The sequence below is a fragment of the Enterobacter sp. 3U4 genome (genome assembly GCF_057224565.1).
This window is the reverse complement of sequence record NZ_CP136665.1, coordinates 1,767,105-1,779,179: the sequence shown is the minus strand read 5'-3', so window position 1 is coordinate 1,779,179 and position 12,075 is coordinate 1,767,105. Positions and strand designations below refer to the sequence as shown.

Below are 12,075 nucleotides of genomic sequence, written 5' to 3'. Positions count from 1 at the left end.
TTTGTCAGTCTTGCCAGGTTAAAAAAAGAGCGGGGTGGTGTCACACCCCGGCTGGTCGTCGTAGGCCGGGTGAGCATCGCGCCACCCGGCAGGAAAGGCGGTGAAGGGAAGGTCTCAGAAATCGCCCCGCTGGCGCGCCACCAGCGTCAGGATGGAGTAGAGCGCCACGGCCTGCTGATGCTGGTTGAAGATCTCAACCGCCCATTCCACCACGCCGGTCGGTTTTTCCTCGGCGGTGCGCTGTTTCTTCAGCGTTTTACGTTTGCAGGTCAGACGTACCTGAATGGTATCGCCCGGTTTAACCGGCTCGATAAAGCGCAGGTTTTCCATGCCGTAGTTGGCGATCACCGGCCCGACGCCCGCATCAACAAACAGCCCTGCTGCGGCGGAAATTAGGAAGTAGCCGTGCACCACGCGCTCGCCAAAGATCGACTCTGCCGCGCCGATCTTGTCCATATGGGCGTAGAAGTGGTCGCCGCTCAGGCAGGCAAAGTTCACGATGTCCGCTTCCGTCAGGGTGCGGCGCGGCGTCAGCAGGCTGTCGCCCGGCTGCAGCTCCTCAAAGTACTTGCGGAACGGATGCACACGATCTTCCTGCACCGCTGCGCCACGCACCCACTGCTTGCCAATGGCCGCCAGCATGGTCGGACTGCCCTGAATGGCGGTGCGCTGCAGGTAGTGCTTCACCGCGCGCAGGCCACCCAGCTCTTCGCCGCCGCCCGCGCGCCCCGGGCCACCGTGCACCAGCTGTGGCAGCGGGGAACCGTGGCCGGTGGACTCTTTCGAGGCTTCCTCGTTGAGGATCTGAATACGCCCGTGGGCGCGCGCCGCACCGGTAATAAACTGGCGGGCAATGTCCAGGTCTGCGGTGACCAGCGTACCCGCCAGGCTGCCGCCGCCCGCGCGGGCAAGCTGCATTGCGTGGCGCGCGTTGCGATACGGCATCAGCGTCGCAACCGGGCCAAAAGCTTCGGTTGAGTGCACAGCCGGAGTTTCATCCGGCTGCGGGCAGAACAGCAGGGTTGGCGGGTAGAACGCGCCAGCGGCCTGCAAATCCGCTTTGCCACCCAGGCGGACCTGGCAGCCTGCGGCGATCAGTTGCTCCACTTTCTCCTGCACGTCCGCACGCTGTTCGGCGTTGACCAGCGCGCCCATCTTTACCCCTTCCTGCGCCGGATCGCCCACCACCACCTTTTCCAGCCGGGCAACCAGCGCCTGGCTCACGGCGTCAATCTGGCTCTGCGGGACGATAATGCGGCGAATGGCCGTACATTTCTGCCCGGCTTTGGCGGTCATCTCGCGCACCACTTCCCGAATGAACAGGGCAAATTCCGGCTGCTCCGGCGTGACGTCTTCCCCCAGCACGCAGCAGTTCAGGGAGTCGGCTTCCATCGTGAACGGAATGGCATTCGCCACAATATTCGGGTGCACGCGCAGGCTTTGCCCGGTGCTGGCGGAGCCGGTAAAGGTCACCACGTCCTGACTGTCGAGCTGGTCGAGCAGATCCCCCGCGCCGCCGCAGATCAGGCTGATGGCGCCGTCCGGCACCAGCCCACTGTCGACGATGGATTTCACCATCGCCTGCGTCACCTGTGCGGTGGCGGTGGCGGGTTTGATGATGGCGGGCATACCGGCAAGCCAGGTCGGGGCCAGTTTTTCCAGCATTCCCCAGCAGGGGAAGTTAAAGGCGTTGATGTGCACCGCCACCCCGGATTTGGAGGTCAGGACGTGACGCGCGGCAAAGCCGCCTTCTTTTGACAGCGGGATCAGCTCGTCTTCCGGCCACACGGTGTCATCCGGCAGCTCGCGGCTGCCCAGGCTTGCATAAGTGAAGAGGGTGCCGATCCCGCCTTCGATATCGACCCAGCTGTCTGATTTTGTCGCCCCGGTCTGGGCGGACAGGGCATAAAACGTCTCTTTCTCGCTAAGCAGGTGCTTTGCCACCGCCTTCAGCATGGCCGCGCGTTCGATAAAGGTCATCTCGTGAAGCGCTTCGCCGCCGCGCTCAATCGCATAGCGACGGGCGGCCGCCATGTCCAGCCCTTCGCTGGTCACGCTCCACAGCGCTTCGCCACTGATGGCGTGATGAATAGTGCGTTCGCGGCCCCGGCCAGACTGCCAGGTACCGGATAAGAAGCTGGCTAACTGCTGCATCGCTTATCTCCAAATGTTACGTAATTTACCCATTAATAGTTTGATTATGAATCATAAAAATCAAGCTGAGTTTTAATGAATTGTTAACATTGTGATCCGCTCTGATGAAACGCGGCGCACCAGGACGCTCTTCAGCGCGCCTGTAGTAAAAGCCTTGCGAGCAACGTCACATAATCAGGAAACAATTCTTGGGGTTATATTTAACCTTTGTGTAACTTTTAAAAAACAAAGTGATTCAACATTACGCTATAATTTGCAAACTAACGAATCATAAAGGTGATGACGTGACGCAAGAACAACGGTTTGAGCAGCGCATAGCGCAGGAGACGGCGATTGAGCCTCAGGACTGGATGCCTGACGCCTACCGTAAGACGTTGATCCGCCAGATTGGCCAGCATGCGCACTCCGAAATTGTCGGCATGCTGCCGGAAGGGAACTGGATCACCCGCGCCCCGACGCTGCGCCGTAAGGCAATCCTGCTGGCGAAGGTGCAGGACGAAGCCGGACACGGGCTTTACCTCTACAGCGCGGCGGAAACGCTGGGCTGCGCACGGGAAGACATCTACCAGAAGATGCTCGACGGCAAGATGAAATACTCCTCCATCTTCAACTATCCGACCCTGAGCTGGGCCGATATCGGCGTGATCGGCTGGCTGGTGGATGGCGCGGCCATCGTCAATCAGGTGGCGCTGTGCCGAACCTCCTACGGTCCGTATGCCCGCGCGATGGTGAAAATCTGTAAAGAAGAGAGCTTCCACCAGCGTCAGGGCTTTGAAGCCTGCATGGCGCTGTCGCAGGGCAGTGAAGCCCAGCGCCAGATGCTGCAGGACGCCATCAACCGCTTCTGGTGGCCGGCGCTGATGATGTTCGGGCCGAACGACGACAATTCGCCGAACAGCGCCCGCAGCCTGGCGTGGAAAATCAAACGCTTCGGCAACGACGAGCTGCGCCAGCGCTTTGTCGACAACACGGTGCCGCAGGTAGAGATGCTGGGCATGACGGTGCCCGATCCCGACCTGCGTTTTGATGAAGAGAGCGGTCATTATCGCTTCGGCGAGATTGACTGGCACGAGTTTGACGAGGTCATTAACGGGCGCGGCATCTGCAACCACGAACGCCTGGCCGCCAAACGTAAAGCCTGGGAAGAGGGGGCGTGGGTGCGGGAAGCCGCACTGGCGCACGCCGAAAAACAACACGCCCGCAAAGTGGCTTAAGAGGAATCACGATGAGCAATGTCTACTGGCCGCTGTACGAAGTGTTCGTACGCAGCAAACAAGGGTTATCCCACCGTCACGTGGGCAGTCTGCATGCCGCCGACGATCGCATGGCGCTGGAAAATGCGCGTGATGCCTACACCCGCCGCAGCGAAGGCTGTTCTATCTGGGTGGTTAAGGCGAGCGAGATTGTCGCCTCCCAGCCGGAAGAGCGCGGCGAGTTCTTCGACCCGGCGGAGAGCAAGGTTTACCGCCATCCGACGTTCTACACCATCCCTGACGGCATCGAGCACATGTGAGGCAAAGAATGAATTCAGTGACTGCCTATGCCCTGCGTCTGGGCGACAACGGTCTGGTGCTCTCCCAGCGTCTCGGTGCCTGGTGCGGCCACGCGCCGGAGCTGGAAATCGACCTCGCGCTCGCCAATATCGGCCTCGATCTGTTGGGACAGGCGCGCAATTTCCTGACCTATGCCGCGCAGCGGGAAGGCCAGGGCGATGAAGACACGCTGGCGTTTGGCCGCGACGAGCGCCAGTTCAGCAATGTCCTGCTGGTGGAGCAGCCGAACGGCAGCTTCGCCGACACGATTGCCCGCCAGTACCTGATGGATGCTTGGAACGTGGCGCTGTATGAACGCCTGATCCAAAGCCGCGACGGCCAGCTTGCCGCCATTGCCGCCAAAGCGATTAAAGAGGCGCGTTACCACCTGCGCTTCAGCCGCGGCTGGCTGGTGCGTCTGGGCGACGGGACCGAAACGTCCGCGCAAAAAATGCAGCAGGCCATCGACAACCTGTGGCGTTTTACGGCCGAGTTGTTTGAAGCCGATGACGTCGAGCGGGAGCTGATTGAGTCCGGCGTGGCGGTTGACCCGCGCCTCCTGCGCCAGCCGTGGGAAAGTGAAGTGTATGCCGGTCTGAATGAAGCCTGCCTGCAGGTGCCCGCCGAGGTGGCGTACCGCACCGGGGGCAAGCAGGGGCTGCATACCGAACATCTGGGCCCAATGCTGGCGGAAATGCAGTATCTCCAGCGCGCGTATCCCGGCCAGCAGTGGTAAAGGAGAACGCTATGCAACGCCTCGTCGACATCGCGCCCGCGCAAATCCCGCAGATCTGGGCGCTGCTCAGCCAGATCCCCGACCCGGAAGTGCCGGTGTTAACCATCACCGATTTAGGCATGGTGCGCAGCGTGAAGGCGCAGGGGGAAGGCTGGGTCATTGGCTTTACGCCGACCTACTCGGGCTGTCCGGCGACGGAACACCTGTTGGGGGCGATCCGCGAGGCGATGACTACGCACGGTTTTACTCCGGTGCACATTGTGCTCCAGCTTGAACCCGCCTGGACCACCGACTGGATGACCCCCGACGCGCGTGAGCGCCTGCGGGCGTACGGCATCAGTCCGCCCGTGGGGCATAGCTGTCACGCGCACGCGCCGGTGGAGGTGAGCTGTCCGCGCTGCGCCAGCACCGACACTTCGCTTATCAGTGAATTTGGTTCGACGGCCTGCAAAGCGCTCTACCGCTGCAATTCCTGCCGTGAGCCCTTCGACTATTTCAAATGTATTTGAGGCTGCCATGACAACGTTTCATTCATTAACAGTGGCAAAAGTGGAACCCGAAACCCGCGACGCGGTGACCATTACCTTTGCGGTGCCGCAGGCGCTGCAGGAGGCCTACCGCTTTCGTCCCGGCCAGCACCTGACGTTAAAAACGACGCTTGGCGGAGACGAGCTGCGCCGCTGCTACTCCATCTGCCGGAGTACCGCTCCGGGCGAAATCAGCGTGGCAGTCAAAGCCATCGACGGCGGGCGCTTCTCCCGCTATGCCCGGGATGAGATCAAAGCGGGCATGGCGCTGGAGGTGATGGTTCCTCAGGGGCAGTTTGGCTACCAGCCACAGGCCGAACGCGAAGGCCACTACCTGGCGATTGCGGCAGGCTCGGGGATCACCCCGATGCTGGCGATTATCTCCGCGACGCTTGCGACCGAACCGAACAGTCATTTCACCCTGATCTACGGCAACCGCAGCAGCCAGAGCATGATGTTCCGCCGGGCGCTGGCGGACCTGAAGGACAAATACCCGCAGCGGCTGCAGCTGGTCTCCATCTTCAGCCAGGAGCGGCTGGACAGCGATCTGCTCTTTGGCCGCATCGACGGGGAAAAACTGCAGGCGCTGGCGAAAACCCTGATCAACTTCCGCCAGTATGACGAGGCCTTTATCTGCGGCCCGTCGGCGATGATGGACGACGCCGAAGCCACGCTGAAGGCGCTGGGGATGTCGGACAAATCCATTCACCTTGAGCGCTTTAACACCTCCGGAATCACCGTTAAGCGCGCGGCGCACGTGCAGGCGGAAGGACAGAAAGTCACCGTCCGCCAGGACGGGCGCGACCGTGAAATCACCCTGACGGCGGACGACGAAAGCATTCTTGATGCCGCCCTGCGTCAGGGAGCGGATCTGCCGTATGCCTGCAAGGGCGGCGTCTGCGCCACCTGTAAATGCAAAGTGCTGCGCGGGAAGGTGGACATGGCGACCAACTACAGCCTGGAGCCGGACGAGCTGGCCGCCGGATATGTCCTGAGCTGCCAGTCGCTGCCGTTAACCGCCGACGTGATCGTCGACTTCGACGCGAAGGGGATGGCATGAGCGAACTGATTGTTACCCGTCATGGCCGCGTGCTGCAGCTGACGCTGAACCGTCCCGCGGCGCGCAACGCCCTCAACAACGCGCTGTTGACCCAGCTTGCGGAACAGCTTGAGGCCGCCGCCGTGGATGCCGACATCGCCGTCTGCGTGATTTACGGCAGCGAGCGCTGCTTTGCCGCCGGGGCCGATCTCAACGAAATGGCGGAGAAAGACCTGCCCGCCACGCTGAACGATATTCGCCCGCTGCTGTGGGCGCGTATCAACACGTTCAGCAAGCCGCTGATCGCCGCCGTGAACGGCTTCGCGCTGGGCGCGGGCTGCGAGCTGGCGCTGCTGTGCGACGTGGTGATTGCCGGTGACAACGCCCGTTTCGGCCTGCCGGAAATTACGCTGGGCATTATGCCCGGCGCGGGCGGCACCCAGCGTCTTATCCGCTGCGTCGGTAAATCTCTGGCCAGCAAAATGGTGCTGACGGGCGAGAGCATTTCCGCTGAGCAGGCGCAGAGCGCCGGGCTGGTCAGCGACGTTTTCCCGGCGGCGCTGACGCTGGAGTATGCCCTGATGCAGGCGGCCCTGATGGCGCTCCACTCGCCGCTGGCGCTGCAGGCGGCCAAACAGGCGCTGCGCCAGTCGCAGGAGGTACCGCTCCAGGCCGGTCTGGCCCAGGAGCGCCAGCTGTTTACGCTGCTTTCCGCCACAGAAGACCGCCGGGAAGGTATCGACGCCTTCTTACAAAAACGCACCCCCGACTTTAAAGGACGCTAATTGTGGAATTTATTCTCAGTCATGTAGAACAGGGCGTGATGACCATTACGCTGAACCGTCCGGAGCGTCTGAACAGCTTTAACGACGTGATGCACCAGCAGCTGGCCGAGTGCCTGAAACAGGCCGAGCGCGATGACACCGTTCGCTGCCTGCTGATCACCGGGGCGGGACGCGGCTTTTGCGCCGGTCAGGACCTGAACGACCGCAACGTCGATCCCAACGGCCCGGCGCCGGATCTGGGGATGTCCGTTGAAAACTTCTATAACCCGCTGGTGCGCCGCCTGGCAAAGCTGCCGAAGCCGGTCATCTGTGCCGTTAACGGCGTGGCGGCGGGCGCGGGGGCCACGCTGGCGCTCGGGTGCGACATGGTGATTGCGGCCCGTTCGGCCAGCTTCGTGATGGCCTTCAGCAAGCTCGGCCTGGTGCCGGACTGCGGCGGCACCTGGCTGCTGCCGCGCGTGGCCGGACGCGCCCGCGCCATGGGCCTGGCGCTGCTCGGCGACAAGCTCAGCGCTGAACAGGCGCAGGCGTGGGGCATGATCTGGCAGGTGGTGGATGACGAGCAGCTCTCCACCACGGCACAGCAGATGGCCCTGCATTTTGCGTCGCAGCCGACCTTCGGCCTGGGGCTGATCAAGCAGGCGATCAACGCTGCGGAAACCAATACTCTGGACGCTCAGCTCGATCTGGAGCGCGACTATCAGCGCCTGGCCGGGCGCAGCGACGACTACCGCGAGGGCGTCAGCGCCTTCCTGGCGAAGCGCGCGCCGAACTTTACGGGGAAATAAGATGCTGAACATACGCACAGTTGCCGTAATTGGCAGCGGCACGATGGGAGCAGGGATTGCCGAAGTTGCCGCCAGCCATGGTCATCATGTTCTGATCTACGACATTTCTACCGATGCGATTTCGCGCGCCATCGACGGAGTCCGCCAGCGTCTTGCCTCCCGGGTGACGCGCGGAAAACTCTCCGCCGATGCCGGGAGCCAGATCCTTGCCCGGCTGCTTCCGGTCACGGAAATCGAGGCGCTCTCCGCGGCCGATCTGGTCATAGAAGCGGCCTCCGAGCGTCTGGAGGTGAAAAAGGCGCTGTTTGCACAGCTGGCTGAGATCTGCCCGCCGCAGACGGTGCTAACCAGCAATACCTCTTCCATCTCCGTCACGGCGATTGCGGCGGACGTCCACCACCCGGAACGCGTCGCAGGCCTGCACTTCTTTAACCCGGCGCCGGTGATGAAGCTGGTGGAGGTGGTCAGCGGGCTGGCGACCTCTCCGGAAGTGGCCGACGCGCTGTGCGAGCTGGCGCTGAACTGGGGCAAACAGCCCGTTCGCTGCCAGTCAACGCCGGGATTCATCGTCAACCGCGTCGCGCGTCCGTTTTATTCTGAAGCCTGGCGCGCGCTGGAAGAACAGGTCGCTCCGCCGGAGGTGATTGATGCCGCCCTGCGCGAAGGCGGCGGCTTCCCGATGGGACCGCTGGAGCTGACCGACATGATTGGTCAGGACGTGAACTTCGCGGTGACCTGCTCGGTATTTAACGCCTTCTGGCAGGAGCGTCGTTTCCTGCCTTCGCTGGTTCAGCAGGAGCTGGTGCTGGCAGGAAGGCTGGGTAAAAAGAGCGGGAAGGGCGTCTACGACTGGCAGGGTGACAAACCTGAGGTGCGGTGGGCGGCCGCAGTGAACGACAGCTACAGCGCGATGCGCGTGGAAAAAAGAGGTGACGGTGTCACCGAAATTGATGATGTGTACCTGATTGAAACGCAGGGCGAAACGGCGCAGGCGCTGGCGCTGCGTCTCAACGGCCCGGTGGTGGTAGTAGACCGCATTGAGCGCGACGTGGCGGTCATTGCCGCCGCCGCCAGCAACCCGCATACCGCGACGCAAAAAGCCATCCGCTACCTGCAGCAGCAGGGCCATCGGGTGGTGCAAATTGCCGATTATCCCGGCCTGCTGATCTGGCGCACGCTGGCGATGATTGCCAACGAGGCGCTGGATGCCCTGCAAAAAGGGGTCGCCAGCGAGAAGGACATCGACACGGCCATGCGCCTGGGCGTGAACTACCCGAGCGGGCCGATAGCCTGGGGCGAGCGCCTGGGCTGGCAGCGCCTGCTGACGCTGCTGGAGAACCTGCAGCGCCATTACGGCGAAGAGCGCTATCGCCCCTGTTCACTGCTGCGCCAGCGCGCGCTTCTGGAGAGTAGCTATGAGTCATAACGCCTGGCATAACGCCCGCGCGATGTACGAACGGGACGCCTGCGCGCAGGCGATGGGGATGGACATTGTCGAGATGGACGAGGGCTACGCGGTGGTGACCATGACCATCACCCCGCAGATGCTGAACGGCCATAAAACCTGCCACGGCGGGCAGCTTTTTTCGCTGGCGGACACCGCCTTTGCCTACGCCTGCAACAGCCAGGGGCTGGCGGCGGTAGCCTCCGGCTGCTCGATTGACTTTCTGCGTCCGGGCTTCGCCGGGGACACGCTCACCGCCACCGCGCGGGTGAAGCATCAGGGCAAGCTGACCGGCGTGTATGACATTGAAATCCAAAACCAGCAACAGAAAACCGTCGCCCTTTTTCGCGGAAAATCTCACCGCATCGGCGGCAGCGTGACAGGAGAGGCCTGATGCGTGACGCATTTATTTGTGATGGCGTTCGAACCCCGGTGGGCCGCTACGGCGGCGCGCTTTCCGCTGTTCGAACTGACGATCTCGGTGCCGTGCCGCTGCGCGCGCTGCTGGCCCGCTACCCGCAGCTCGACCTGGAGCGGATTGACGACGTGATTTTCGGCTGCGCCAACCAGGCGGGGGAAGATAACCGCAACGTGGCGCGCATGTCGTCCCTGCTGGCCGGACTGCCGCAGACGGTGTCCGGGACCACCCTTAACCGCCTGTGCGGGTCCGGGCTGGACGCGATTGGTTTTGCCGCGCGCACCATTAAGGCGGGCGACGGCGACCTGCTGATTGCGGGCGGCGTTGAGTCGATGTCCCGCGCGCCGTTTGTGATGGGCAAAGCCACCGCGGCGTTTCAGCGACAGGCGGAGATCTTCGATACCACCATCGGCTGGCGATTTGTGAATCCGCTCATGCATCAGCAATTCGGAACTGACAGTATGCCGGAAACGGCAGAGAATGTAGCTGAATTGTTAAATATCAGTCGTGCCGATCAGGACGCCTTCGCGCTGCGCAGCCAGCAGCGTACCGCTCGGGCGCAGCAGAACGGCATTCTGGCGCAGGAGATTGTGCCGGTACCGGTGCCGGGCAAAAAAGGGGCGATTACGGAGTTCAGCGTGGATGAACATCCGCGCGCGGACACCACGCTCGAACAGCTTGCCGGTCTGAAAACGCCGTTCCGTAAGAACGGGGTGGTTACGGCGGGAAATGCCTCCGGGGTCAACGACGGCGCTGCGGCGCTGATCGTCGCCAGCGAGAAGATGGCGCTGGCGCAGGGATTGGTCCCGCGCACGCGGATCGTGGCGATGGCGACGGCGGGCGTGGAGCCGCGTCTGATGGGGCTCGGCCCGGTACCGGCCACCCGCAGGGTGCTGGAGCGCGCCGGACTTAGTATTCACGATATGGACGTCATTGAGCTTAACGAAGCTTTCGCCGCGCAGGCGCTGGGCGTGCTGCGTCAGCTGGGCCTGCCGGATGATGCCGCACACGTCAACCCGAACGGTGGCGCGATTGCGCTGGGCCACCCGCTGGGCATGAGCGGCGCCAGGCTGGCGCTGGCCGCGAGTAACGAACTGCACCGACGCGGCGGGCGCTACGCGCTGTGTACGATGTGCATCGGTGTGGGTCAGGGCATTGCCATGATCCTTGAGCGTGTTTGAGCATAAAAACAATGTGAGTACCCTACAATGACAAATACAACAAAGCTTGATCCGATTGAAACGGCCTCCCTTGACGAGTTACAGGCGCTGCAGACCGAGCGTCTGAAATGGACGCTGCATCACGCCTATAACAACGTGCCGATGTACAAACGCAAGTTTGACGCCGCGGGCGTTCACCCTGACGATTTCAAAGAGCTGGTGGATATCCGTAAGTTCCCGTGCACCACCAAGCAGGATCTGCGGGATAACTATCCGTTCGATACCTTTGCCGTGCCGATGGAGCAGGTGGTGCGCATTCACGCGTCATCCGGCACCACCGGTAAACCGACGGTTGTCGGCTACACCCAGGGAGACATCGACAACTGGGCCAACCTGGTGGCGCGCTCCCTGCGCGCGGCGGGCGGCAGCGCCAGGGACAAAATTCACGTGGCGTATGGCTATGGCCTGTTTACCGGCGGGCTGGGGGCGCACTACGGTGCCGAGCGTTTAGGCGCGACGGTGATCCCGATGTCCGGCGGCCAGACGGAGAAACAGGCGCAGCTGATCCGCGATTTCCAGCCGGACATGATCATGGTGACGCCATCCTACTGCCTCAACCTGATAGAAGAGCTGGAGCGCCAGATGGGCGGCGACGCCAGCACCTGTTCCCTGCGCGTGGGCGTCTTCGGCGCCGAGCCGTGGACGCAGGCCATGCGCCGCGAAATTGAAAAACGCTTAGGGATTACGGCGCTGGATATTTATGGCCTCTCCGAGGTGATGGGGCCGGGCGTGGCGATGGAGTGTATCGAAACCGTCGACGGCCCGACCATCTGGGAAGATCACTTCTACCCTGAAATCGTCAACCCGAACGACGGCACGCCGCTGGATGACGGTCAGCAGGGCGAGCTGCTTTTCACCACGCTGACCAAAGAGGCGTTGCCGGTGATCCGCTACCGCACCCGCGACCTGACGCGTCTGCTCCCGGCCACCGCGCGCAGCATGCGCCGTATGGACCGGATCAGCGGCCGCAGCGACGATATGCTGATCATCCGCGGCGTCAACGTCTTCCCGTCGCAGCTGGAAGAGGAGATCGTGAAGTTCGAACATCTTTCGCCGCACTACCAGCTGGAGGTGAACCGTCGCGGGCATCTTGATTCACTTTCCGTGAAGGTGGAGCTAAAAGAGAGCAGCCTCACGCTGACCCACGAGCAGCGTTGTCAGGTGTGTCACCAGCTGCGCCACCGCATTAAGTCGATGGTGGGGATTTCCACCGACGTCACGATCGTGAACTGCGGCAGCATCCCGCGCTCGGAGGGCAAAGCCTGCCGGGTGTTTGATCTGCGTAAAGCGGCGGCAAACGGTTAAAACACCTTACCCCTCATCCTGGCCTTCTCCCCAAAGGGGAGAAGGGACGGTACGGTGCGGTCTTTTCCCCTCTCCCCTCAGGGGAGAGGGTCAGGGTGAGGGGTGAGGATATCTACCCCGAATTCCT

The 12,075-nt window shown here is 62.4% G+C and carries 12 protein-coding genes; 11 read left to right on the top strand and 1 reads right to left on the bottom strand.

Features of this window, described 5'->3' with window-relative positions:
• Nucleotides 1–114: 114 nt before the first annotated feature.
• Nucleotides 115–2,154 (bottom strand): phenylacetic acid degradation bifunctional protein PaaZ, encoded by a 2,040-nt coding sequence (gene paaZ, locus RVY89_RS08350; protein ID WP_484827502.1) that lies wholly within the window; start codon nt 2,152–2,154, stop codon nt 115–117.
• 284 nt (nt 2,155–2,438) lie between these two features.
• Between paaZ and paaA the strand changes: the two genes are divergently transcribed.
• Genes paaA through paaK form a run of 11 tightly spaced genes read left to right on the top strand, consistent with a single transcriptional unit; the run spans nt 2,439 to nt 11,948 of the window.
• Nucleotides 2,439–3,368 (top strand): 1,2-phenylacetyl-CoA epoxidase subunit PaaA, encoded by a 930-nt coding sequence (paaA, locus tag RVY89_RS08345; RefSeq protein WP_252077220.1) that lies wholly within the window; start codon nt 2,439–2,441, stop codon nt 3,366–3,368.
• Between the two features lie 11 nt (nt 3,369–3,379).
• Nucleotides 3,380–3,667, top strand: a complete 288-nt coding sequence (gene paaB, locus RVY89_RS08340; RefSeq protein WP_008502380.1) for a 1,2-phenylacetyl-CoA epoxidase subunit PaaB — start codon at nt 3,380–3,382, stop codon at nt 3,665–3,667.
• Between the two features lie 8 nt (nt 3,668–3,675).
• Nucleotides 3,676–4,422: a 1,2-phenylacetyl-CoA epoxidase subunit PaaC gene (gene paaC / locus RVY89_RS08335; RefSeq protein WP_406914964.1), complete on the top strand. Its 747-nt coding sequence runs from the start codon at nt 3,676–3,678 to the stop codon at nt 4,420–4,422.
• Between the two features lie 11 nt (nt 4,423–4,433).
• The gene (gene paaD, locus RVY89_RS08330) at nt 4,434–4,931 is read left to right on the top strand and encodes a 1,2-phenylacetyl-CoA epoxidase subunit PaaD (protein WP_048030646.1); all 498 of its coding nucleotides are present in this window, start codon (nt 4,434–4,436) and stop codon (nt 4,929–4,931) included.
• 7 nt (nt 4,932–4,938) lie between these two features.
• Nucleotides 4,939–6,009 carry a 1,2-phenylacetyl-CoA epoxidase subunit PaaE gene (gene paaE, locus RVY89_RS08325; RefSeq protein ID WP_484827501.1) on the top strand — a complete coding sequence of 357 codons (1,071 nt, stop codon included), beginning with the start codon at nt 4,939–4,941 and terminating at the stop codon, nt 6,007–6,009.
• Nucleotides 6,006–6,773, top strand: coding sequence for a 2,3-dehydroadipyl-CoA hydratase PaaF (paaF, locus tag RVY89_RS08320; RefSeq protein ID WP_484827500.1), 768 nt, complete (start codon nt 6,006–6,008; stop codon nt 6,771–6,773). The genes paaE and paaF overlap by 4 nt, the downstream gene beginning before the upstream one ends.
• The gene (gene paaG, locus RVY89_RS08315; protein ID WP_484827915.1) at nt 6,773–7,561 is read left to right on the top strand and encodes a 2-(1,2-epoxy-1,2-dihydrophenyl)acetyl-CoA isomerase PaaG; all 789 of its coding nucleotides are present in this window, start codon (nt 6,773–6,775) and stop codon (nt 7,559–7,561) included. The genes paaF and paaG overlap by 1 nt, the downstream gene beginning before the upstream one ends.
• Before the next feature lies 1 nt (nt 7,562).
• Nucleotides 7,563–8,987 (top strand): 3-hydroxyacyl-CoA dehydrogenase PaaH, encoded by a 1,425-nt coding sequence (gene paaH / locus RVY89_RS08310; protein ID WP_484827499.1) that lies wholly within the window; start codon nt 7,563–7,565, stop codon nt 8,985–8,987.
• Complete coding sequence (paaI, locus tag RVY89_RS08305) at nt 8,977–9,399, top strand: hydroxyphenylacetyl-CoA thioesterase PaaI (RefSeq protein ID WP_023327372.1); 423 nt, start codon at nt 8,977–8,979, stop codon at nt 9,397–9,399. The genes paaH and paaI overlap by 11 nt, the downstream gene beginning before the upstream one ends.
• Nucleotides 9,399–10,604, top strand: a complete 1,206-nt coding sequence (pcaF, locus tag RVY89_RS08300; RefSeq protein WP_484827498.1) for a 3-oxoadipyl-CoA thiolase — start codon at nt 9,399–9,401, stop codon at nt 10,602–10,604. Before paaI ends, pcaF begins: the two co-directional genes overlap by 1 nt.
• Before the next feature lie 27 nt (nt 10,605–10,631).
• On the top strand, nt 10,632–11,948 hold the full coding sequence (paaK, locus tag RVY89_RS08295) for a phenylacetate--CoA ligase PaaK (protein ID WP_484827497.1): 1,317 nt from the start codon (nt 10,632–10,634) through the stop codon (nt 11,946–11,948).
• The last annotated feature ends 127 nt before the right edge of the window (nt 11,949–12,075 follow it).

Coding starts and splice junctions, on each gene's coding strand:
- paaZ (WP_484827502.1), bottom strand. CDS start 2,154: ATGCAGCAGTTAGCCAGCTTCTTATCCGGTACCTGGCAGTCTGGCCGG.
- paaB (WP_008502380.1), top strand. CDS start 3,380: ATGAGCAATGTCTACTGGCCGCTGTACGAAGTGTTCGTACGCAGCAAA.
- paaC (WP_406914964.1), top strand. CDS start 3,676: ATGAATTCAGTGACTGCCTATGCCCTGCGTCTGGGCGACAACGGTCTG.
- paaD (WP_048030646.1), top strand. CDS start 4,434: ATGCAACGCCTCGTCGACATCGCGCCCGCGCAAATCCCGCAGATCTGG.
- paaE (WP_484827501.1), top strand. CDS start 4,939: ATGACAACGTTTCATTCATTAACAGTGGCAAAAGTGGAACCCGAAACC.
- paaF (WP_484827500.1), top strand. CDS start 6,006: ATGAGCGAACTGATTGTTACCCGTCATGGCCGCGTGCTGCAGCTGACG.
- paaH (WP_484827499.1), top strand. CDS start 7,563: ATGCTGAACATACGCACAGTTGCCGTAATTGGCAGCGGCACGATGGGA.
- paaI (WP_023327372.1), top strand. CDS start 8,977: ATGAGTCATAACGCCTGGCATAACGCCCGCGCGATGTACGAACGGGAC.
- pcaF (WP_484827498.1), top strand. CDS start 9,399: ATGCGTGACGCATTTATTTGTGATGGCGTTCGAACCCCGGTGGGCCGC.
- paaK (WP_484827497.1), top strand. CDS start 10,632: ATGACAAATACAACAAAGCTTGATCCGATTGAAACGGCCTCCCTTGAC.